Consider the following 22,733-nt stretch of genomic DNA (forward strand, 5'->3'; position numbering starts at 1 on the left):
ACATCCCGGCCGACCCCGCGCTGCCTGACGCGAAGCAGCAGCGGGCGATTCGGCCTGGGCGAACCCAGGCGCCCCCGCACGCCCCGCGCCCCCACAGCCGGGCGGTCCACGTCGACCGCCCTCGTACCAAGAACGCCCCCACCCTCGAAAGGATCGAACGCACATGCGCCGTTTGGCTTGTGCACTAACCGCCGTACTCGCGACGGTCGGCACCGCAATCACCCTCCCCAATGCACCTGCGGTGGCGGCTGCGACGGCGACGCCCTACGTGTTCGAAGTCGAGAACATGTCGCTGACCAACTTCGCGACCGACACCGTGAACCACACCTGGAACGGCAACGCGGTCGACAACGTCACCTACGCCCGGGGCGTGGCCGGCGGGACCAGCAGCGCCAGCAAGACCTTCAGCGGCGTCGCGGGAACCTACGACCTGATCACGCGCTACAACGGCAAGACCGCGAACGGGGTGACCTACAAGCTCTCGGTCAACTCCGTTCCGGTGGACACCTGGGCGACCTCCCAGCGGTACGGCCGGGACTACACCGACCCGATGAACATCGACACCCGGACGTCCAGCAGCGTCAAGCTCAAGGCCGGGGACGTCATCGAGCTGACGGCCACCTCGGCCGGCGAGGTGCCCCGGGTCGACCGGATCACCATCCAGCAGCACGTGGGGGCGCCGACCAGCACCCTGACCATCGACTCGCCGAACGCGGCCCTGAACGACGGGTTCAACTGGGGCAAGGACCGGGCCCTGGGCATGACCTTCTACCCGGGCAACCCGATGATGGGTCACGAGCCCGAGTGGTGGCGCCTCAAGGACGCCACCCACCAGGAGAACCAGCCGGGTTACTGGGGTGCGTACACCAGCCGGGAGTCCTACTACAACCGGGACATCTCCCACCAGTCGGACGGTGCGCACGCGCTCGGCCTGGACACCGAGACCTTCAGCATGCTGAAGACCTTCGCGGGCGACGCCTCGAAGCCGGGCCAGAACGGCTGGCCGCTGTGGGCGCACAGCCCCACCGGTGCCATGTACTACATCGACGGCACCGGCTTCCGGGAGCTGCCGTCGCCGTTCAACCTGATGACCAAGGCGTACAAGCAGTACCAGTGGACGGGCAACGCGGACTGGATCAACGATCCGACCCTCGCCGCGTACTACGACTCCACCATGGGCCCGTTCCTGGCGAGCCACGAGGTGACCTGGAACGACGCCAACCCGGCGGCCGAGCAGCCGGTTTCGCGCAAGCAGTCCGGTGAGTACACCGCGACGTTCTTCGAGTTCCCGAACGAGAACCTGGTCTCCGCAGCGGACTCGCTCGGGTACCAGTACCAGTCGATGCTGGCGTACGCGGAGATCCTGAAGGCGAAGGGCGACACCGCCGGCGGCGCGAAGTGGGCCGACCGTGCGCAGCGGGTGCGCAACCAGTTCGAGGCGAAGTGGTGGGACTCCTCGAACAACCGGTACATGCGCGGCAAGGACGCGGCCGGTACGGGCTACAGCAGTTGGGGCCACGAGGCCAGCTTCCTGATGATGCTGACCGGGCTGGGCGACTACGGCAGCCGGACCAGCGGCTACCTGGACTTCATCGCCGCCAACGACGACAACCTGAACGTCGAGGCGACCTCCTACCTGCCGGAGATGTACTACCAGTACAACCGGTCGGCCGAGGGCTGGGCCTGGCTCAAGAAGCTCATGGCGGGCAAGGACAGCTACCCGGAGATCTCGTTCCTCGCGGTCAGCAACACCATCGACGGCATGATGGGCGTTCAGCCGGACGCGCCGCACGACAAGGTGGCGACCGTCTCGCGGCTGACCTCCGACACGCCGTGGGTGGAGATCGACCACCTCAAGGTCGGTGACAACGACCTGAAGCTGAAGCACATCGGCACGACGGCCTCCGCGCTCACCAACAACTCGGGTGGCACGGTGAACTGGGAGGCCCAGTTCTACGGCACTCCCGCCACCATCACCGTGAACGGCGTCGCCCGGACGCCGCAGACCAAGTCGCTGTACGGCCAGACGGTCTCCTACGTGACCGTGCCGGTGTCCGCCGGTGGCTCCGTGACCGCGATCGCCGGGACCCCCGGTGCCGACATCACCGCTCCCACCGCGCCGACCGGCCTCACCTCGACCAGCGTGTCGTCGAGCAGCGTGGACCTGAAGTGGACCGCGGCCACCGACAACGTCGGCGTGACGAGCTACAACGTCTACCGCGGCACCACGCTGGCCGGTTCGTCGACCGGTACCAGCTTCACCGCGTCGGGCCTGACCGCCTCGACCCCGTACACCTTCACGGTGAAGGCGGTGGACGCCGCCCAGAACCGCTCCGAGGCCGGCAGCCCGCTCGCCGTCACGACCGCGGGCAGTGGCAACGGGCAGGCCACCGACCTGAGTTCGCTCACCTGGACCGCCGCGCAGAGCGACTTCGGCACCGTCCAGAAGGACCGGAGCGTCGACTCCAAGCCGCTCAAGCTGAACGGCACCGGCTACGCCAAGGGCCTCGGCACGCACGCCAACAGCAGCATCACCTACGCCCTGAACGGCGGCTACAGCCGCTTCCAGTCCGACGTCGGCATCGACGACGAGGTCACCTCGAACGGCACCGTGCGGTTCGAGGTCTGGGGTGACGGCGTCAAGCTGTACGAGACCCCGGCCGCCATGACGCCGTCGAGCGCCACCCAGTCGGTCGACATCAGCGTCGTCGGCGTCAACTCCCTGGTCCTCAAGGCCACGGACGCGGGCGACGGCATCAACAGCGACCACGCCGACTGGGCCGGAGCCAAGATCATCGGCTTCCCCCCGACGCCGACCCCGCTGAGTGACCTGAACTGGACCGGCAGCCCCGTCATCGGTTCGGGCACCGTCCGCAAGGACACCAGCGTGGACGGGAACCCGATCAAGCTGAACGGCACCGCCTACGCCAAGGGCATCGGCACGCATGCCATCAGCAGCATCACCTACGCCCTGAACGGCGGCTACAGCCGCTTCCAGTCGGACCTCGGTGTCGACGACGAGATCATCTCGAACGCGACCGTGAAGTTCGAGGTCTGGGGTGACGGCGTCAAGCTCTACGAGACCCCGTCGGCGCTCACTCCGACCAGCGCCACCCAGTCCGTCGACGTGAGCGTCGTCGGCGTCAACTCCCTGGTCCTCAAGGCCACGGACGCGGGCGACGGCATCAACAGCGACCACGCCGACTGGGCCGGAGCCAAGTTGGTGCACTGACCCCGGGCCCTCGGGCCCGTGCCGGGGCCGCGTCCGCACCGGACGCGGCCCCGGCCTCTCTCATTCCGGTCCTGCGGTGACCGTCACTTCAGGCCGTTGTCGAGCGCCGTGATCAGGGCTCCGTTCGGTGTGTCACCGGACATCTCCCAGATCATCGCGCCCAGCAGGCCCTTGGACTTCACGTAGGCCGCCTTCTTCCCGATCGACCACGGGTCGTCGAAGGTCCACCACTGCCCGCCGGCCGAGGTGTAGGCGTACGTCGACACCGACTGCTCGTCGTGCAGCACGGTCAGCCCAGGGAAGGTGGTGAGCAGGTTGTTGTAGCCCCGCGTCCCCGCCTCCTCCGCGAACTGGCCGGGTGCCGCGCCGGTCGCCGCCTGCCACTCGCCCTTCGCGCCGCCATCGGTGACGCCCTGCCAGCCCCGGCCGTAGAAGGGCAGGCCGATGGTGAGCTTGCGCGGGTTGACCCCGGCGTTCAGGTAGGTCTGCACCGCCGCGTCGGTGCTGAACTTCACCGGGTACGGGTCCTGGGCGTCCGGGTACAGGTTGGCCTGGTGGCCGGTGCGGTTGGGCTCCCAGGAGTTGTCCGAGCCGGCCCCGTGGAAGTCGTACCCCTGGATGTTGGCGATGTCCAGGGAGCTGAAGATCTTCGACAGGTCCCAGCCCTGGGCGATCTTGGCCGGGTCGGCGGGGGTGAAGGCCGTGAGCAGCTTGTGCGAGCCGCCCAGCGCGTCCAGCTGCTTCCTGAACTCGGCCAGCAACGCGGTGTTGTTGGCCTTGTCGTTGACGCTCCAGTGGTTGCCGGGGTGGCCGTCGGGCGAGCCGGGCCACTCCCAGTCCAGGTCGATGCCGTCGAAGATCCCGGCGGCCACGCCGTCGCCGCCCGCACCGTTGTAGGCGGGCAGGTTGCCCTTGATCCAGACGTCCAGGCAGGACTTGACGAACTTCTGCCGGGAGGCGTCGGTGGCCGCCACGTCGGAGAAGTACTTGGAGTACGTCCAGCCGCCGAGCGAGACCACCACCTTCAGGTGCGGGTACTTGGCCTTGAGCTTCTTCAACTGGTTGAGGTTGCCCCGGAGTTTGCCCCAGCCGTCGTCGGCCACCCCGTCCACGGACTGGGCCGCGCTGAACGGCCGCCCGTAGTCGGCGTCCGCGTCCCCGGCGCCGGTCCCCTGGTCTGGGTCCTGCGGGTTGGCGGTGGTGCCCTTGGTGACGCCGGCCAGGCAGGTCAGGTTGACCGGGTCGATGTTCTCGAAGGCGTAGTTGATCACGTCCAGCTTGGCGGCCGTGCCCGAGGTGTCCAGGTTCTTCGCGAAGTACTGGCGTCCGTAGATGCCCCACTGAGTGAAGTAGCCGACCCGGGTGTACTTCCCGGCCCCGGCCAGGTCGCCGGTGGTGACGGTGAGCGGTGCCGAGGGTGGCGACTGGTTGTCCACCGCGTCCCTGGCCCGCACCGTGAAGACGTAACTCGTCGCCGGGGCGAGCGAGTTGACCGTGACCGAGGTGCCGGTCACGCTCTGCACCGGCACGCCGCCCTGGTAGACGTCGTAGGAGACCACCCCGACGTTGTCGGTGGCCGGGTTCCAGGCCAGCGTGACGGCGCCCGAAGTGACCGTGCCGGCCCGGAGGTTGGCCGGTGCCGTAGGCGGCACCGGGTCACTGGCCGGGTCGGTGGTGGTCACCGTGGTGGCCGGGCTCACCGGCCCGGCGTTGCCCCGGGCGTCCTTGGCCCGGACGGTCAGGCTGTACGCCGTGGCCGGGCTCAGCCCGGTCGCGGTGCCCGAGGTGCCGGTCGAAGTCCCGACCACCGTCGGGCCGTTGAGGATCTCGTAGGAGGCGACGGGGTAGTCCCCGGCGCCCGCGGCGGCCCAGCTCAGCGCCACCGAACGGGTGGTCACGGCGACCACCGACGGCTTCCCCGGCGCACCGGGCGGGACGTCGGGGGTGCCGTCGCACTTGTCGCCGTTGACCGTACAGCCGGTGGGGGCGGCGATCGGGCCGGTGGCGACGAACCAGAAGCTGTACGGCTCGGTGCTGCTCTTCGCGGCGACCGTGGCGTTGTAGTACGCGTTCTTGGCGACCACGTGACGGCCGGTCACGGTCGCCTCGCCGTTGTAGCTGCTGCTCAGGGTGACGCCGGCCGGGAGGTCGAACTCCAGGGTCCAGCCGGTGACGGCGGTCGCGTTGTCGTTGCGGACCACCAGGGTGCCTTTCCACCACGAGCCGTTGTCGGCCGAGCTGAACGCGGCGGTGAGCTTCCCGGCCGCGTGCGCGGGCGGGGCGGCGATGGCCGTGAACGCGGCCACCGGTAGCAGCAGGGCGCCCAGCATCGCGGGCAGCCTGCGTCTGAGATATCCGGACATGGTTCTCCTGTTGGTGTGGGGGTGCCTGACAGGTGGGTGCAGAACCGTGCGGGCCGTCCGGTCGGGAGTCGGCTTGTTTTCGCAATGTAGGAGGACTGGACCAACGAGTCAACAGGTCCATACCATTTGCCACGGCAGCCGCCCACCCGCCGAGCCCATCCCCAACTGGGCTCGTACTCACACCGGTTGACCTGCCATCAGCGATGTACCAGCCATCCCCCACTGGAGGTACTCCCTTGCGAACCCGATCCCGGCTGCTCTCCGGCCTGGGCGCCGGCGTGCTGGCCGCCGCCGCTGCCCTGACCGCGCCCACCACCGCGCAGGCCGCCAACCTCCTGACCAACCCCGGCTTCGAGACCGGCACCCTGGCCGGCTGGTCCTGCTCCGGCGGGCTCGGCTCGGTGGTCGGCAGCCCGGTGCACGGCGGCGCCAAGGCCCTGGCGGGCGCCGCGAGCGCGAGCGACAACGCCAAGTGCACCCAGACCGTGGCCGTCCAGCCCAACACCGCCTACACGCTGAGCGGTTGGGTCCGGGGCAGCTACGTCTACCTGGGCGTCACCGGCGGCACCTCGACCTGGGCCCCGTCGGCCTCCGCGTACACCAAGCTGACCGTCGCGTTCACCACCGGGGCGGGCCAGACCAGCGCCCAGATCTACCTGAACGGCTGGTACGGGCAGGGCACCTACTACGCCGACGACATCAGCCTGGACGGCCCGGGCGGCAGCAGCGACACCGTGGCGCCGACCGTCCCGGCCGACCTGGCCACCACCGGCAAGACCTCCTCCACCGTCTCGCTCGCCTGGAGCGCCGCCACCGACAACGTCGGCGTCACCGCCTACGACGTCTACCGGGGCGGCGTCCTGGCCACCACGGTCGGCGGCACCTCGGCCACCGTCACCGGGCTCAGCCCCGCCACCGCCTACTCGTTCACCGTGAAGGCCCGGGACCTGGCGGGCAACACCTCCGCCGCCTCCACCGCGGTCTCGGTCACCACCGACAACGGGACCCCGCCGCCGCCCGGGTTCAAGCAGGCCGCGCCCTACCTCTACCTCGGCTGGGGCGAGCCGCCGGCGCCGAGCACGGTGCTGAACGCGACCGGCATCAAGTGGTTCACCATGGCGTTCGTCCTGGCCCAGAACGGCTGCAACCCCAGCTGGGACAGCCAGCGCCCGCTGCTCGGCGGGGTGGACCAGTCCACCATCGCCGCGATCCGGGCGGCCGGCGCTGACGTGGTCCCGTCCATCGGCGGCTGGAGCGGCAACAAGCTCGGCCCGAACTGCTCGACCCCCGAGGCCCTGGCCGGCGCCTACCAGAAGGTGATCGACGCCTACGGGCTGAAGGCGATCGACGTGGACATCGAGAACACCGACGAGTTCGAGAACGCCGCCGTGCAGGACCGGATCATCAACGCCCTGAAGATCGTCAAGAACAACAACCCCGGCCTGCGGACCATCCTCACCTTCGGCACCGCGACCACCGGACCGACCTCCTGGGGCAACCGGCTGATCGAGCGGTCCAAGGCGCTGAACGCCGACATCGACGTCTTCACCATCATGCCGTTCGACTTCGGCGGCGGCGCCGACATGTACGCGAGCACGGTCAGCGCGGCCGAGGGTCTCAAGACCAAGCTGAAGTCGGTGTTCGGCTGGGACGACGCGACCGCCTACGCCCACCTGGGCATCTCCGGCATGAACGGGCTCAGCGACCAGCAGGAGGTGACCGGCGTGGACACCTGGACGAAGATCCGCGACTGGTCCAACGCGCACCACACCGCCCGGCTGGCCTTCTGGTCGGTGAACCGGGACCGGCCCTGCCCCGGTGGCGGCGTGGTCGAGACCTGCTCCGGAATCGCCCAGAACAACTGGCAGTTCACCCAGATCACGGCCGGTTTCACCGGCTGATCCAGCGCTGCGGCTGTGAGGCCCGTCGTCACCCGCTCCGGGTGGCGACGGGCCTCACAGTCGCTCGACCCGGGGCTCCCCGGTGCTGACCACGCCGACCGCCGCGCCGTACAGCTCGTCCTCCCAGTCCAGCAGGTGCAGATCGCCGTACCGGCCGCGCAGCGGCGAGCCGTCCAGCTCCAGCCCGGACAGGTCGATCCCGGTCAGCGTGTCCAGCGTGGTCCGCCCCAGCTTGACCATCGCCTCCTTGCGCACCCAGAGCCGCAGGAACGCCCGGTCCGGCTCGGCGTGCTCCCGGACCCGGCGCAACTCGCCCGCGCTGAGCACCCGTTCCATCACCTCGGCCGCCGTCCCCCGGGACGGCTGCTCGACGTCCACCCCGACCGGGTCGGGGCCGGCCGCCGCGGCCACCACCCCGCGGCCGTGCGAGAGGCTCACCCCGACCTCGGGGTACTCGGCCAGGTACGGCTTGCCGTGGTCGTCCCGCGCGCAGTCCGGACAGCGCTGAAGCAGCGTCAGCCCGGCGGCCGGGCGGCCCAGCAGTCGGGCGGCGGCCTCCCGGACCAGCAGGTGCGCCGCGACGAAGTCGGCCCGCGAGGAGGCCAGCCGGAACCGGGCGGCCCGGGCCCGCTCCAGGTCCGTCAACAGGTGCTCCCCGAGGTCCGGCCGGGCCAGTACCTCCGTGCTGCCAGCCACCATCGCCAGCGGTGCCATCCGGTCCTCCACCTTCGCCGAAAGTCCGGCCGAGCCTACCCTCACGCCTCCGCCGCCTTCTGCCGCCGGTAGTGCCTGGCCACCCGGGCCCGGTTCCCGCAGCGGGCCGCCGAGCACCACTGCCGCCGGGGGTTGGCGGGCCGGAACAGCAGCACGCAGTCCTCCGCCGCGCACTCCCGGATCGCCGCCAGCTCCACCGGATCGGCGATCAACTCGGCCACCGCGCCCGCCAGTTCGGCCGCCAGCCGGTCAGCCGGCCGCCCCTGCCGCCGCTGCCGATAGGTCAGCTCGGCCCCGTCCCCGGTCAGCTCGCCGACCACCGGTGCGGCGCCCAGCGCGGCGTTCAGACCGGCCAGCACCTCGGCCGGCACCGGTTCCCCGCCCCGGGCCAGGCCGATCGCCTCCGCCGCCAGCGCCCGGACGCCCCGGGCCGCCGCCAGCTCGGCCGCCCCGGCCTCGGCCGGGTCGGCGGGCAGCCCGCGCCCGGCCTGCAGCCGGAGCCAGGCCCGCAGGCCGGCCACGTCCGACAGCAGGTCGCCGTCGGCGGGGCGGGTGTTGAGCAGGTCCAGGGCCAGCGGCTCGCCGGTCAGTGCCTCGTCCATGCCCTAATGCTACGACAGCCACTTGACACGTTAGGCATCCCACGCAAAACTAATGCCACAACCACCACAGGAGGCATTAGCCATGATCGCCCGCATCCGCCACCGCCACCTCACCGTCGACGGCCTGCGGATCTTCTACCGCGAGAGCCTCCCGACCGACCCGGACGCGCCCGTGCTGCTCCTGCTGCACGGCTTCCCGTCCGCCTCGCACCAGTACCGCCGCCTGATCGACGCCCTCGGCTCGCAGTACCGGCTGATCGCCCCGGACTACCCGGGCTTCGGCCACAGCGACGTCCCGGAGTCCGCCACCACCGGCGGCCCCTTCACCTACTCCTTCGACCGACTGGCCGACATCACCGGGAAGTTCGTCGACCAGCTCGGCCTGGACCGGTTCGTCCTGTACGCCTTCGACTTCGGCGCCCCGGTCGGCTTCCGGCTGGCCGCCCGCCACCCCGAGCGGATCGCCGGCCTGGTGGTGCAGAACGGCAACGCCTACACCGAGGGGCTCTCCCCGATGGCCCGCGACTTCATCGCGCTGCGCCCGGAGACCCCCGGCGCCGAGGACACCGTCCGCGGGCTGCTCACCCTCCCCGCCACCCGGGGCCAGTACGAGGGCGGCACCGTCGACCCCGAGCTGATCGCCCCCGAGGGCTGGACCCTCGACCAGCACTTCCTGGACCAGCCCGGCCGCACCCAGCCCCAGTTGGACCTGGCCTTCGACTACCACGGCAACGTCGGGCAGTACCCGGCCTGGCAGCAGTGGCTGCGCACCCACACCCCGCCGGCCCTGATCCTCTGGGGCGCCAACGACGCCTTCTTCCCGGCCCCCGGCGCCCACGCCTACCTCCGCGACCTGCCCGCCGCCGAGCTGCACCTCTTCGACACCGGCCACTTCGCCCTGGAGGACCACCTCCCGGAGATCGCCCCGCTGATCGCCGACTTCCTGGACCGGGCCTGGAAGTGAACCACCGACAGCCTTTCACCCCCGGGGGAGCGCATGAAGTCGCGCTGCCCCGGGGTGAAAGGCCGTCCGCGCGCCGTCCGGCGACGCCCCGGGCAAATCCGCCCGTGGCCGGTCCTGGTGCGCCCACTGAAACGTACTCGAACTACTGATCGCCATTCACCGCCGACCGAGGGCCTGGGTCTTCGGCAATTTCCGCTACGCTGCGCCAGTCAAGACGAGCTAGCAAGGCCGGACCGGTGGATGCAGAGTCGACACTCTTCTCAATCTTCACGCCCGAGGGCCGGGAGAATCCCTACCCGGCACTGGCCCTCCTCAGGCGAACCGACCCACTGTATTACAGTGCGACTATCGGCTCACATTTCCTGACCCGATTCACCGACTGCCAGTCCGTCCTGACCCATCCCGATTTCCTGGTACCCGATCAGGAATGGTGCGCCCGCGAAATCACGGACTGGCCGGACCACCCCGCCGCCGAGTTCTTCTACAGCTCGATGCTCGCCACCAACGGCCCGGCCCACGACCGGCTCCGGCGGCTGGTGATCCGGGATTTCAGCGCCCGGCGGATCGCCGCCCTCGGCGGTGCGGTGGAGAAGATCACCGCCGAGCTGCTGGACGCCTTCGCCGACGCCACCTGCGCCGGCGGCACGGCCGACTTCCAGGAGCTGGTGGCCTCGCCGCTGCCGGTCGCGGTGGTCGGGGAGCTGATCGGGGTGCCGCGCGAGGACCAGGCCCGGTTCCGCCGACTCGGCGAGGACGCCGGGCGGCTGCTGGAGCCGGTCCGCAGCCCGGAGGACTGGGCCCGTGCCGACCGCGCGGTGACAGCCCTGCGGGAGTACTTCACCACCCTGCTCCGCGAGCGCCGGGCCCGCCCCGCCGACGACCTCGCCTCGACCCTGGTCGCGCTGCACCGCGCCGAAGGACCCGCCGGGGACGGCGAACTGACCGAACGTGAGCTGGTCGACACCCTGATCCTGGTCTTCGTGGCCGGTTTCGAGACCACCACCGGGCTGCTCGGTCTGACGGTGTTCGCCCTGCTCGGCCACCCCGAGCAGTGGGAGCTGCTGCGACGCCGGCCCGAGCTCGTCCCGGCCGCCCTGGAGGAGTCGCTGCGCTGGGACTCCCCCGTGCCGATGACCGAGCGGATCGCCGCCCGGCCGGTGGAGGTCGGCGGCGTCCGGCTGCCCGCCGGGGCGAGCGTGATCACCGTGCTGGCGGCCGCCAACCGCGACCCCGACCGGCACCCCGACCCGGACACCTTCACCGTGCGCCGCCCGGAGATCCGGGTGCTCAGCTTCAGCGCGGGAGCGCACTACTGCCTGGGCGCCGCGCTGGCCCGGCTGGAAGGCGCCACCCTGCTGCACCACCTGCTCGACCGCTTCCCGGGGCTGACCCTGTCGGAGCGGCCACCGACCCGGCGCAGCGGCGCCGGCCTGCGCGCCTTCGAGCACCTGCCGCTCGCCCGCGCGAGGTAGCGCCCGGTCCGGTGGTCCGGGCCCGACCCACTCCTGCCGCCCCGAAGGGACGTCCGTGAACTTCCTGCACCATGAACGCGCCGCTCTGGAGACCTTCATGCCCGGGCTGGACGCAGCCCTCGCCGACCAGCCGCTGGAACGGCTGGAGTCCGCACCCAGCCCGGCGATCCAGGCGTTCCGGGCGGCCGGCGGCCCCGGCCTGCTGGTCCCGGCCGAGCACGGCGGGTCGGGCGCGACACCGCTGCAGGCCGTCCGGGTGCAGCGGGCCGTCGGGGCCCGCTGCCCCTCGCTGGCGGTGGCCACCACGATGCACCACTTCTCGGTCGCCGGGCTGGTCCGGGCGGCCGACGGCAGCGGTCCCGAGGGCGCCCTGCTGGCCGCGATCGCCCGGGACAACCTGCTGCTGGCCTCCGGCTTCGCCGAGGGCCGGGCCGGTCAGAACATCCTCAAGCCGCACATCACCGCGCAGCGCCGGGGCGACGTCGTGGTGCTGAACGGGAGCAAGATGCCGTGCAGCCTGTCCCGCTCGATGGACCTGCTGACCGCCTCGGTCACCATGACCGACCAGGACGGCGTGGAGCGGCTGGCCGTCGCGCTGATCCCCGCGCAGTCCCCCGGGATCGAGGTCAGGCCGTTCTGGCGGACGCCGATCCTGGCCGGGGCGGAGAGCGACGAGGTGGTGCTCACCGACGTCGAGGTCGACCCGGGGATGGTGGTGCTGACCGAGGTCACCGCCGACGCCGTGCCCGACGCGCTGAACGTGGCCGGGTTCCTCTGGTTCGAGCTGCTGCTGACGGCCGGTTACCTCGGGGTGGCCAGCGCCCTGGTCGAACGGGTGCTGGCCCGGCCCGGCAGCGGCGCCGACGACCCGAGCCCGTACCTGGTGGACGTCGAGGCCGCGATGCTCGCGGTGGAGGCGGTGGCCCGCGCGATGGCGGACGAGGAGTGGACCGACGCCCTGCTGGTCGCCGCCCTGACGGCCCGTTACTCGGCGCAGGACGCGATCGCCCGCACCACCAGGACCTGCCTGGCCGCGCTCGGCGGGATGGCCTTCATCAGCTCCTCCGAGGGCAGTTACCTGGCCTCGGCCGCCACCGGCCTCACCTTCCACCCGCCGGCCCGCGGCCGGATGGCCGGGCCGCTGCGGGACTTCCTCGACGGCCGCCCGCTGCGGATCGGCTGACGGCCGTGACCGTACCGACCAGGACGGCGGGCTACCGGGTCGAGGTGGTGCGCAGCATCGAGCTGCTCCCCGACCGGCTCTGGGAGCAGCTCGCCCCGGCGGACGACCCGATGTGGTCGCGCGCCGTCTTGCTCGCCATGGAGCGCGGCCGGATCGGTCCGGACGGCTTCGCCTACCTGGTGCTGCGTCAGGGTCCGGACGTACTGGCGGTGCTGCCGCTCTGTCTGTTCCGGCAGCTGCGGCTGGACGACGTGGTCGGCCCGCGCGAGCGCCGGCTGCTGGCGCCGGTGCGCCGGCTGTTCCCCCGGCTGCTCCGGGTGCCGATGCTGTTCTGCGGCCATCTGCTGGGCCAGGGGCACGTGCTGACGCCCGGCCGGCTCCCGCCGGAGGCGGTGGCCGAGCTGGTCGCCGCCGTGCTCGCGCTGGCCCGGCGCGAGCGGCTCGGCACCGTGGTGTTCAAGGACTTCGCCCCGGCCGAGCTGGCCACCCTGCGCCCGGCCCTGACCGCCGCCGGCTTCTTCTTCCTGCCCAGCCTGCCGGACACCGAACTCCGGCTCGGCCCGGGCTCGTTCGAGGACTACCTGACCCGGCTGCCGGCCAAGCCCCGGCGCAACGCCCGCAGCAAGCTCCGCCGGGCCGCGGCCTGGCCCGGCCTGCGGACCGAGGTGCTGGACGAGTTCGCCGAGCTGCTGCCGGAGGTGCTCGCGCTCTACCGGCAGGTGATGGCGCGGGCGGACCAGACCCTGGACGTGCTGGACGCCGCGTTCCTGGCCGCCGTGCAGTCCGGCGACCCGGCCGGGCGGCGGCTGGTGGCCTGCTTCGAGCAGGAGCGGCTGGTCGCCTTCCTGCTCTGCTTCTTCGCGGGTTCGGGCGCCACCGGCGCCCGGATCGGCCTGGACTACCGGATCGCCCACGAGGCCGGGCTCTACCACGCGGTGCACCACGCGGCGATCCGGCTGGCGATCGACTCCGGCTGCCGGCACATCCGGTTCGCCCAGACCGCGTACCAGCCCAAGCTCGAACTCGGCTGCGAGCTGGTCGAGCAGTGGTACGCGATGACCCATCTCCGGCCGCTGCCAAGGGCGTTGCTCCGCCGGGTGCTGCCGTCGGCGCTGGGCTCCGCGCTGGCCGAGTCGCTCGGTCCGCACGCGGCCGCCTTCCGCACCACGTTCACCGCCGACCACGACCAGAAGGGGTTCTCCCATGCCACGCGTTGAAGTGGAACTGCCCATCGCGGTACCGCCCGACACCGTCTGGGCGGCGGTGGTGGACGTGGAGCGGTACCCGCGGTGCATGGCGAGCGTCGACTCGGTGGTGATCACCGAACAGCCCGACCCGTGCCACCGCACCACCGCCTGGTCGGTCCGGCTGCAGGGCTCGGTGCTCCGGTGGACCGAGGCCGAGGTGATCGACCCGGCCGCCCGCCGCTTCGACTTCCGCCAACTCAGCGGCGACCTCGGTGAGTTCGTCGGCCACTGGGCGGTCGACGCCGCCCCCGGCGGCAGCCTGGTGACCCTGCACGCGGACTTCGACATCGGCATCCCGCTGCTGGCCGAGATGCTCAACCCGATCGCGGCCACCGCCCTGCGGGAGAACGCCGAGGGGATGCTGGCCGCGCTCCGCCGCGAGCTGGCCCCGCTGGCCGCCCCGCGCGCCGATCGGCCCCAGCGCCCGGCGGTGGCCGGATGACCACCGCCACCGAGGTGTTCGACCAGCTGCGCCGCCACCTCTCCCCCAAGCTCGCGCTGACCGGCAGCTTCGCCGGCCGGGGCGCGGTGGAGGCCGCCGCCGAGGGCGTCCGGGTCACCCTCTCGGACGGCCGTTCGGTGCTGGACTTCGGCTCCTACGCGGTCACCCTGCTCGGCCACCGGCACCCGGCGGTGGTGGCCGCCGTCCACCGGCAGCTGGACACCATGCCGACCGCGACCCGCAGCCTGGCCAACCCGGTGGCCGCCCGCGCGGCCGACCGCCTGGCCGGCTACCTGGGCGGCACCCTGCCCAAGGTCTACTTCGGCCTGAACGGCGCCGACGTGGTGGAGGTGGCGGTCAAGCTGGCCCGGCTCGCCACCGGCCGGGACCGGGTGCTCGCGGTGCGCGGCGGCTTCCACGGGAAGTCGCTCGGCGCGCTCGCCCTGACGCACAGTCCGCTCTACCGGGTCGGCCTGCAGGGCTGCGCGGTGGACGTGGTGCACGTCGACCCGGAGGACCCGGCGGCCGTCGCCCGGGCGCTGGCCGCCGGCCCGGCGGCCGCCCTGGTCTTCGAACCGGTCCAGGGCGAGAACGGCGCCGTCCCGCTCCGCACCGACGTGCTGCGCCGCTGGTGCGCGGACGCGGAGCGGCACGGCACCCTGGTGATCGCCGACGAGATCCAGTGCGGCCTGCGCCGCTGCGGGGAGCCCTCGGTGGCGCTGGCCGAGGGCCTGCCGGTGGACGGCGTGCTGCTCGGCAAACCGCTGGGCGGCGGCGTGGTCCCGCTCTCCGCCCTGGTCTGCTCCGAGCGGCTGTACGCCCCGCTGGCCGCCGACCCGTTCCTGCACTCGGCCACCTTCGGCGGCCACCCGCTGAGCTGCGCGGCGCTGCCCCCGGCGCTCGACGCGATCGAGCAACTCGCCGGGCACGGACGGCTGTTGTCCGACCTGCTGGACGCCGGCCTGGAGCGGCTCGGCAGTCGCCATCCGGCGGCCGTCCGCGCCGTCCGCGGCCGGGGCCTGCTGCGCGGCATCGACCTGTGCAGCCCGGGCACGGCCGGCGCGGTGGTGCTCGAACTCGCCGCCCGCGGCCTGCTGGTCTCCCCCTGCCTGGGCCGCCCGACCACCGTCCGGCTGCTGCCGCCACTGGTCAGCACCGAGGCGGAGCTGACGGAGGCCCTCGACATCCTCGACGCGGCCGTGGCCGCCGCACCGATCATCTGACCCACCCTCGGAAGGAAACCCACCCATGCCCACCCGTGAGGAACTGGCCCTGATGGTCCGGACGACCATCTCGGACGTGCTCGGCACCGAGATCGAGGAGGTCCAGGAGCGCACCAGCCTGGTGGCCGACCACGGCATCGACAGCCTGGAGCTGATGGAGATCGGGGCCCGGCTGGAGCGCGCCCTGACCCTGCGGATCGCGGTCGAGGACCTGACCGGCGCCCAGGACGTCGGGCAGGCCATCGACCTGCTGTCGGCCCGGACGGCCGAGGCCCGGTGACCGCCCACCCCTCCGGAGCCCACCCCTCCGGCGGCCACCGGGTCGCGGTGACCGGCATCGGCGTCAAGTCCCCGGCCGGCAACGACCTGGAGCAGGCGTACGAGACCGTGCTGAAGGCCCGGTCCACCGCCACCCTGGTGGACCACCTGATCGAGCGGGACCTGCCGGTGCACTTCGCCTGCCTGGTGCCGCCGTTCGACGTGGACGCGTACGTCACCCGCCGGGTGGCCCGGCAGATCGACCGGGCCTCCACCCTGCTGCTCTGCGCGGCCGGCGACGCGATCGGCCAGGCGGCGCTGACCGGGCTGGACCCGGAGCGGATCGGCGTCCAGATCGGCACCGGCATCGGCGGCCTGCCCAGCATGGAGGAGGTCACCCTCAGCCACGGCACCCGGCCCCGGGACATGCCGGTGCACACCGTGCCCCGGACCATGGCCAACTCGGCCGCCTGCCGGCTGGCGCTGCGCCACGGCTTCCAGGGCGCCTGCACCACCTACTCCTCGGCCTGCGCCAGCGGCACCACCGCGATCGGCGAGGCGGCCCGCCGGATCCGCTACGGCGAGCTGGACGTGGCGGTGGCCGGTGGCGTGGACTCCTCGGTCAGCACCGTGGTGGTCGGCGCGTTCGCCCGGATGCGGGCGATGTCGATGCGCAACGACGAACCCGAGCTGGCCAGCCGCCCGTTCGACGCCGACCGGGACGGCTTCGTGATGGCCGAGGGCGCCGCCGTCCTGGTGCTCGAACGCTGGGACCTGGCGGTCGCCCGGGGCGCCGCCGTGCTCGGCGAGGTGGCCGGCTACGCCGACAACTGCGACGCCTTCCACATCGTCGCCCCGCGCGAGGACGGCGAGGCGGCCGCCCGCTGCATGAGCCGGGCGATCGCGGACGCCGGCCTCACCCCGGCCGACCTCGGGCACGTCAACGCCCACGGCACCTCGACCCTGCTGAACGACCGTGCCGAGGCCCGGGCGATCGACCGCTGCTTCGGCGGCCAGTCGCCGCCGGTCACCGCCGTCAAGGGCGTCACCGGCCACCTGATCGGCGGCTCCGGCGCTTTGGAGGCCGCGCTCGCGCTGCTCTGCGCGACCCGTGGCGTGGTCCCGCCGATCGCCAACCTGGGCAGCAGCCCGGAGGCCGACCTGGTCGACCTGGTGCGGGCCGTCCCGCGCGCGATCCGGCCGGCGCCGGTGCTCTCCAACTCCTTCGGGTTCGGCGGCCAGAACGCCTGCCTGGTCCTCACCCCGGTCTGAACCCCCGTCAACCGACACCCCCTCAGGGACGAAGTCATGCGAATCCTTCTGACCGGCGCCACCGGTGTGGTGGGCACCGAGGTCGCCGACCTGCTGCGGACCTCCGGCCACACCCTCGTCCCGGTCGCCCGCCGGGCCACCCCCGACGCCCCGGTGAGCTGGCGGATCGGCGCCGAGCCGCCGCCCGCCGAGCTGACCGGCCACTGGGACGTGATCGTGCACGCGGCGGCCACCACCCGCTGGACACTCAGCCGGGAGGAGGCGGTCGGCGCCAACCTGGACCCGCTGCGGGCGGTGCTCGCGCTGGCCGACCGGGACACCCACCTGGTCCAGGTCTCCACCGCCTACGTCGGCGGCACCCGGAACCCGGAGGACCTCCGGGGCGCCGAGTTCGAGGGCTACCGCAACGGCTACGAGTGGTCCAAGGCCCGGGGCGAGGACCTGGTCCGGGCCGAGTACCCCGGCGCCCTGACGGTGGTCCGGCCGCCGCTGGTGGTCGGCCGCAGCCAGGACGGGCGGATCGCCCGGTTCTCCGGCCCGTACACCATCCTGCAGGCGCTGGTCTCCGGGCTGGCCGCCGTGGTGGTCGGCGACCCGGGCGGTTTCGCCGAGATCAGCCCGGTCGACCAGGTCGCCGCGGTGATCGCGGCCGCCGCGCTCGCCGACCCGCCGGCCACCCCCAGGACCGAGGTGATCGCCGGCGGTGCCGCCTGCCTGACCCTGTCCGCGCTGCTCGACGTCATCTGCGACACCCTCAACGAGTACCGGGCCCGGCACGGCGTCCCCCCGATCGAGCGGCCGCCGCTGGTCCCGGTGGAGAGCTGGAACCGCTTCTTCCTGCCGCTCGCCGACCGGTACCTCTCCCCGTTCCAGACCCAGGCCGTCCGGCTGCTGGCGATGTTCCAGAGCTACACCGCGATGGCAGAACCGTTCACCCCCACCCACCCGGTCACCGACCCCGGCACGGTGATGGCCACCGCCGTCCGGCACTGGGCCGACCGCAAACCCCGGCTCGCCCTCGCCCGCCCCGAGCCCTGGACCCTGCTGGCCACCCCGGTCTGACATACCCGCACCCGATGTCACCCCCGCCCCTCCCCGGGACGCGCCGGGCCCGTTAACCTCCGTCCGTGCACAAAACAGCGAAGCAGAAGCAGATCCTGGCGGTCTGCCTGGCCGGTGGCTTCACCACCATGCTGGACAACTCCGTCCTCAACATCGCCGTCCCGGCGCTCCGCGGCACACTGCACGCCGACCCCACCCAGATCCAGTGGATCGTGGCCGGGTACTCGCTCGCCTTCGGTCTCGCCCTGATCCCCGGCGGCCGCCTCGGCGACCTCCGGGGGCGCAAGCCGTTCTTCGTCGCCGGGATGGCGCTGTTCGTCGGCGCGGGCCTGCTGGCCGCCACCGCGCAGACCCCCTGGCTGCTGGTCGCCGTCCGGCTGCTCCAGGGCGCGGGCGCCGGGCTGGTGAACTCCCAGATGATCGGCACCCTCCAGGACGTCTTCACCGGCCCCGCCCGCACCCGCGCCCTCGGCCTGTACCAGGTGACCTGCGCGGTGGCGATCGCCCTCGGCCCGCCGCTCGGCGGCGCCCTGATCGCGCTGGCCGGCCCGGAGTGGGGCTGGCGGCTCGCCTTCCTGATCAGCGCACCCTCCGGCCTGGCCACCCTGCTGCTGGCGATCCGTCACCTGCCCGCGCCGGGGCCCCGCAGCACCGCCCGCACCACGCTGGACCCACTCGGCCTGCTGCTCACCGCCGCCCTCACGGTCGCCGTGATGCTGCCGTTCGTCCAGCCCGCCACCCTCGGCACCAAGCTCTCGCTGGGCGTCGCCGCGCTCGCCCTCACCGCCGCCCTGGTGCTGTGGCAGCGGCACTACGCCGCGACCGGCCGCCAGCCGCTGATCCACCCGGCGCTGCCCCGCTCGGCGCCGTACACCCTGGGCACCCTCACCGCGATGTGCCAGTTCGGTGCCGCGCTGGCCTCCGCCCTGGTGCTGGTGATGTTCCTCCAGGACGGCCTCGGCCTCTCCCCGCTGGCGGCCTCCGCGGTCACCCTGCCGTCCGCGCTGGCGATGGCGGTGGTCTCCTCGTTCGCCTGGCGGGCGGTGCAGCGGTTCGGCCGGCACGTGGTCCCGCTCGGCCTGGGCCTGGCGATCGGCGCCCTGCTGCTCAGCGGCCTGGCCGCGCTGTACGCCCCGTCCGGCTGGCTGCCGGCCCTGCTCGCCCTCGGCCAGCTCGCCACCGGCGCCGCCTCCGGCCTGACCGTCTCCCCCAACCAGGCCCAGGTGCTCCGGTACGCGCCGGCCGAGGCCGCCGGGGTCGCGGGCGGCATCCTGCAGATGTCCCAGCGAATAGCCGCCGCCGTCGGCATCTCGGCGATCTCCGGCATCTACCTGAACAGCCCGGCCGCCACCCCGAACACCGCCTTCTTCCACGCCACCCTCGCCTGCCTCGCGGTGGTGACCCTCTCCCTCGTGCTGGCCCTGCTGGCCAACCGGAGCACCCGGCGCGCCGAGCACGGTGCGACGCCCGTGACGGACCGTCGGGTCAGCCGGTCTCGCACAGGCTCTTGAGCGTCTCGACGTCCTCCCCGACACCGGTCGCCACCGCGTTGTAGTCCCCACCCACGGCACCCATCAGGATGAAGCCCATCTCCTGGAACCCCTGGGTCAGCCGCACCATGATCGAGTAGACCCCGCCGGTGGCGTCCAGGCTTGCGCCCATCATGCCGTCGCGGGCCTCCTGCGCGGCGGCGATCCGGCTCCCCTTGGTCGTCCCGACCACCTTGTTGTAGCGGTTCAGCACCGCGTACGCCTGGTCACAGCCGCCCGGGCGGACCGGCGGCAGCGACAGCGCGGGCACCGGCAGGGAGTGAACCGGCGACGGCGTCGGCTTCGGGGGCGGAGGAGTCGGCGGAGTCGGCGGAGTCGGCGAAAGGGTCGGGCTGGGCTCGGGCTCCGGAGCGGGCGACGGTGACGGCGACGGGGTCGGCGAGGGCGGCGGCACCGGGCTCGGCGGCGGGCTCCACGCGGATCCGACGACGGGCGCCGGAGCCGGCACCGCCTGAGGGCTCGGCGGCACCACGTACGCGAGCACCGCCACCGCCGTGGCCAGGGCCCCCGCGACGGCCGCCACCGCCGTCCAGTTCGTGCCGCCCGAGGAGGACGCCGCGGCGCCGTCCGGCTCCCCCGATCCGCTGTCCGTCATGCGTTCATCGTGACGCAGCGCACCGACACCGGTCCATGCTGCCGATCCTGAACTCCGAAGGCCCTGGTCACCGCCCGGAGTTCAGTGCCCGACCAGGTGTCAGGCCACCGCCAGTGCCACCCGGACCGCCTCGGCCACCGGCTCCGCCCCGGCGGTCAGCTCCAGCGTGCGGCCGTCCGCCGCCGGTATGTCCAGCAGCTCCCGCAGCACCAGCGCGACGTCGTCGCGCGGCACCGGGGCGAACGGCAGCGACGGCACCGCCAGCCGGACGAAGCCGCTGCCCGGCTCGTCCATCAGCGGCCCCGGGCGCAGGATGGTCCAGCCGATCCCCCGGGCCCGCAGGTCGTCCTCCGCCGCGCCCTTGGCCCGCAGGTAGTCGGTGAACTCCGGGTCCATCCCGTCGGCGCCCGCGCGCTCGATGCCCATCGTGCTGATCATCAGATACCGGGGCACCCCGGCCAGTTCGGCCGCGTCGGCGAACAGCACCGCCGCGCCCCGGTCCACCGTGTCCTTACGGGCGCTGCCGCTGCCCGGGCCGGCCCCGGCCGCGAAGACCACCGCGTCCGCGCCGCTGAGGCCGCCCGCGAGGTCCTCCAGGGAGACCGTCTCCAGGTCGCAGAGCACCCCCCGGGCGCCCACCCGGGCCAGGTCGTCGAGCTGCCCGGCCGAGCGGACCAGGCCCACCACCGAGTCACCGCGCTCGGCGAGCAGCTGCTCCAGCCGAAGCGCGATCTTGCCGTGCCCACCAGCGATCACCACATGCATGCCCCGACGCTAACGCCGCCGCCCCGCCACCGCACCACGACCGGGTACGCCGGTGGGCGGCGGCACCTGCGCGCCGCCGCCCACCACACTGTCCGACCCGTCAGTTGGCCGGAGCCTTCTTCCGCAGGATCTCCACGAACGCGCGCATCCACCCCGGGTGGTCCGGCCAGGCCCGGGCCGACACCAGCACACCGTCGACCACCGCGTCACCGTCCTCGTAGACGGCACCGCCGGCCAGCACGTCCAGCTCCAGCGCGGGATAGGCGGCGGTCCGCCGGCCGGCCAGCGCACCGCCCGGCAGGCTGAGCAGCGGGCCGTGGCAGATCTGCGCGACCGGCTTGTCCTGCTCGAAGAAGTGCGCCACGATCCGCCGCGCCTCCGGGTCGTTGCGCAGGTACTCGGGCGCCCGGCCGCCGGGGATCACCAGCGCCACGTACTCGGCCGGGTCGACGTCCGCGAAGGCCACGTCGGCGGGCCAGCAGTAGCCCGCCTTCTCGGTGTACGTGTCGAAGCCCGGCACGAAGTCGTGCACCACGAACTGCAGGGTCTTCTTGGTCGGGGCCGCGAGCACCACCTCGTACCCCTCCTCCAGCAGCCGCTGGTAGGGGTAGAGCACCTCCAGCGACTCCGCCGCATCACCCGTGACGATCAGGACCTTCGCCGCCATCCCGCACCTCTCTCGAACTCCGGAGCCGTCTCCGCCCCACCCTGTCGCGCCCGCCCGGCCCCGGCAACGACCGCTGTCGACCACGCCCCGCCAGTGCGCCGATGCGCCCCCGTGCGCCCTGGCCGGACACCGCTCAGACCCTCCGGGATCTGGGCGGTGTGCCGCTGCCCGGCGGACGGACCGTCAGGCCCGGGCCGGTGTTCCGGTCCGGGCAGCTCGACCGGCCGGCCCCGGCCGACCGGCCGTCAGAGCACCGCGCTCCCCGCCAGCGCCCCCAGCCCGTACGTGATCGCCGAGGCCACCGCGACGATCAGCAGCTGACGCCCCGCCAGCCGCAGCACGCCCCGCCCCGAGCCGTACCCGAGCGCGCCGCCGACCGCCAGCGAGGCGACCGCCGTGAGCAGCACCGAGGCCGCCACCGCCGCGCCCCCGTCGGCGAAGAACCAGGGCAGCAGCGGCAGCAGCGCCCCGAGCGAGAACAGCAGCAGCGAGGAGACCGCCGCCACCACCGGTGAGCCCCCGTCCTGCGCGCTCACTCCGAACAGGATCCGGGTGCTGGTCGCCGTCGCCCCCCGGCCCGAGGTCACCACGCCCCGGCTGGCCCGGACGGCGGTCTCCCGGTCCAGACCCCGTTCGCGCAGGCTGCCGGTCAGATGGGCCAGCACCACCGGCGGCGACAACTGCCAGGCGTGGCGCAGCGATCGCTCCATGCCCTGGGCCACCTCCGCCTGGCTGCGCACCGAGACCCACTCGCCGGCCGCCATCGAGAGCGCGCCCGCGACCAGGCTGGCCAGCCCGGAGAGCCGGACCGTACCGGCGTCCACCGAGGCGCCCGCGACGCCGAGGATCAGGCAGAGGTTGGTCACCAGGCCGTCGTTCACCCCGAGCACGGCGGCCCGGATGCCGCCGCCGGCCACCCGCTCGGCGGTGCCGCGCAGGGCCGTGAGCTCCGCCTCGGCCGCCGCGTCCTGCTCGGCCGACCGCTGCTCCGGCTGCCAGTGCGGCGCCAGCACCGCCCAGTCCGGGCCTGGTACGCCCATCCCCGCACACCGTCCTCTCCTGTCCCTGGCAGCGTACGGCGCACGGCTGCTGACGGTCCGTCGGCTCCGCCGTGTCGGTTTGACGTTCTCGCCATCCCGGGGATACCTGTCCATGACAAACCCTTGCGAGGCTCCGACCAGTCCGTCCACCCCGCGTGCGCCCCCTCCCCCGGTGTGGACA

General features: G+C 73.0%; 19 protein-coding genes and 1 pseudogene. 13 read left to right on the forward strand and 7 right to left on the reverse strand.

Going from position 1 to position 22,733, the window contains the following annotated elements:
• The first annotated feature begins 241 nt into the window (after positions 1–241).
• Positions 242–3,232 carry an NPCBM/NEW2 domain-containing protein gene (locus tag OHV05_RS03690; protein ID WP_405016311.1) on the forward strand — a complete coding sequence of 997 codons (2,991 nt, stop codon included), beginning with the start codon at positions 242–244 and terminating at the stop codon, positions 3,230–3,232.
• Between the two features lie 83 nt (positions 3,233–3,315).
• Here the strand turns inward: OHV05_RS03690 and OHV05_RS03695 are convergent, their stop codons facing one another.
• Positions 3,316–5,595: a glycosyl hydrolase family 18 protein gene (locus tag OHV05_RS03695; RefSeq protein ID WP_405016312.1), complete on the reverse strand. Its 2,280-nt coding sequence runs from the start codon at positions 5,593–5,595 to the stop codon at positions 3,316–3,318.
• Positions 5,596–5,798: 203 nt separating this feature from the next.
• Here OHV05_RS03695 and OHV05_RS03700 point away from each other — a divergent pair, with 203 nt between their 5' ends.
• Positions 5,799–7,496, forward strand: a complete 1,698-nt coding sequence (locus OHV05_RS03700) for a carbohydrate binding domain-containing protein (protein ID WP_405016313.1) — start codon at positions 5,799–5,801, stop codon at positions 7,494–7,496.
• 54 nt (positions 7,497–7,550) lie between these two features.
• Here OHV05_RS03700 and OHV05_RS03705 read toward each other — a convergent pair whose 3' ends face one another.
• Both OHV05_RS03705 and OHV05_RS03710 read right to left on the reverse strand, forming a co-directional pair.
• Positions 7,551–8,210 (reverse strand): 4'-phosphopantetheinyl transferase family protein, encoded by a 660-nt coding sequence (locus OHV05_RS03705; RefSeq protein WP_405016314.1) that lies wholly within the window; start codon positions 8,208–8,210, stop codon positions 7,551–7,553.
• Positions 8,211–8,251: 41 nt separating this feature from the next.
• Positions 8,252–8,812, reverse strand: coding sequence for a CGNR zinc finger domain-containing protein (locus OHV05_RS03710; protein WP_405016315.1), 561 nt, complete (start codon positions 8,810–8,812; stop codon positions 8,252–8,254).
• 82 nt (positions 8,813–8,894) lie between these two features.
• On the opposite strand from OHV05_RS03710, the gene OHV05_RS03715 reads away from it, so the two are divergent.
• The 10 genes from OHV05_RS03715 (at position 8,895) to OHV05_RS03760 (ending at position 19,446) form a co-directional block, all read left to right on the forward strand.
• Positions 8,895–9,776, forward strand: a complete 882-nt coding sequence (locus tag OHV05_RS03715) for an alpha/beta fold hydrolase (protein ID WP_405016316.1) — start codon at positions 8,895–8,897, stop codon at positions 9,774–9,776.
• 491 nt (positions 9,777–10,267) lie between these two features.
• Entirely contained in the window at positions 10,268–11,248 is a 981-nt protein-coding gene (locus OHV05_RS03720; RefSeq protein ID WP_405016317.1) for a cytochrome P450, read from the forward strand.
• 55 nt (positions 11,249–11,303) lie between these two features.
• Positions 11,304–12,431, forward strand: coding sequence for an acyl-CoA dehydrogenase family protein (locus OHV05_RS03725; RefSeq protein ID WP_405016318.1), 1,128 nt, complete (start codon positions 11,304–11,306; stop codon positions 12,429–12,431).
• Positions 12,432–12,436: 5 nt separating this feature from the next.
• A complete protein-coding gene (locus tag OHV05_RS03730) occupies positions 12,437–13,648 on the forward strand; it encodes a GNAT family N-acetyltransferase (protein WP_405016319.1) in 1,212 nt (403 codons plus the stop codon).
• Positions 13,635–14,120 (forward strand): type II toxin-antitoxin system RatA family toxin, encoded by a 486-nt coding sequence (locus OHV05_RS03735; protein WP_405016320.1) that lies wholly within the window; start codon positions 13,635–13,637, stop codon positions 14,118–14,120. Before OHV05_RS03730 ends, OHV05_RS03735 begins: the two co-directional genes overlap by 14 nt.
• Positions 14,117–15,343 carry an aspartate aminotransferase family protein gene (locus tag OHV05_RS03740; RefSeq protein ID WP_405016321.1) on the forward strand — a complete coding sequence of 409 codons (1,227 nt, stop codon included), beginning with the start codon at positions 14,117–14,119 and terminating at the stop codon, positions 15,341–15,343. Before OHV05_RS03735 ends, OHV05_RS03740 begins: the two co-directional genes overlap by 4 nt.
• A gap of 25 nt (positions 15,344–15,368) precedes the next feature.
• Positions 15,369–15,623, forward strand: a complete 255-nt coding sequence (locus OHV05_RS03745; protein WP_403039836.1) for an acyl carrier protein — start codon at positions 15,369–15,371, stop codon at positions 15,621–15,623.
• A complete protein-coding gene (locus OHV05_RS03750) occupies positions 15,620–16,873 on the forward strand; it encodes a beta-ketoacyl-[acyl-carrier-protein] synthase family protein (RefSeq protein ID WP_405016322.1) in 1,254 nt (417 codons plus the stop codon). Before OHV05_RS03745 ends, OHV05_RS03750 begins: the two co-directional genes overlap by 4 nt.
• A gap of 36 nt (positions 16,874–16,909) precedes the next feature.
• Complete coding sequence (locus tag OHV05_RS03755) at positions 16,910–17,935, forward strand: SDR family oxidoreductase (protein ID WP_405016323.1); 1,026 nt, start codon at positions 16,910–16,912, stop codon at positions 17,933–17,935.
• A gap of 65 nt (positions 17,936–18,000) precedes the next feature.
• Positions 18,001–19,446: an MFS transporter gene (locus OHV05_RS03760; RefSeq protein ID WP_405016324.1), complete on the forward strand. Its 1,446-nt coding sequence runs from the start codon at positions 18,001–18,003 to the stop codon at positions 19,444–19,446.
• Here OHV05_RS03760 and OHV05_RS03765 read toward each other — a convergent pair.
• From OHV05_RS03765 to OHV05_RS03775, 3 genes are all read right to left on the reverse strand, one after another.
• Entirely contained in the window at positions 19,421–20,080 is a 660-nt protein-coding gene (locus tag OHV05_RS03765; RefSeq protein ID WP_405016325.1) for a hypothetical protein, read from the reverse strand. The genes OHV05_RS03760 and OHV05_RS03765 overlap by 26 nt on opposite strands.
• Before the next feature lie 99 nt (positions 20,081–20,179).
• Positions 20,180–20,845: an SDR family oxidoreductase gene (locus OHV05_RS03770; protein ID WP_405016326.1), complete on the reverse strand. Its 666-nt coding sequence runs from the start codon at positions 20,843–20,845 to the stop codon at positions 20,180–20,182.
• A 100-nt stretch (positions 20,846–20,945) separates the two neighbouring features.
• A complete protein-coding gene (locus OHV05_RS03775) occupies positions 20,946–21,512 on the reverse strand; it encodes a DJ-1/PfpI family protein (protein WP_405016327.1) in 567 nt (188 codons plus the stop codon).
• 101 nt (positions 21,513–21,613) lie between these two features.
• Between OHV05_RS03775 and OHV05_RS03780 the strand changes: the two are divergent.
• Positions 21,614–21,817: pseudogene (locus tag OHV05_RS03780) on the forward strand (tyrosine-protein phosphatase); the annotation flags it as partial.
• Here the strand turns inward: OHV05_RS03780 and OHV05_RS03785 are convergent.
• Positions 21,758–22,552 (reverse strand): VIT1/CCC1 transporter family protein, encoded by a 795-nt coding sequence (locus OHV05_RS03785; protein WP_405016328.1) that lies wholly within the window; start codon positions 22,550–22,552, stop codon positions 21,758–21,760. The pseudogene OHV05_RS03780 and the gene OHV05_RS03785 sit on opposite strands and share 60 nt — an antisense overlap.
• Between the last annotated feature and the right edge of the window lie 181 nt (positions 22,553–22,733).

This window comes from Kitasatospora sp. NBC_00070 (assembly GCF_045041205.1).
Classification (GTDB): domain Bacteria; phylum Actinomycetota; class Actinomycetes; order Streptomycetales; family Streptomycetaceae; genus Kitasatospora.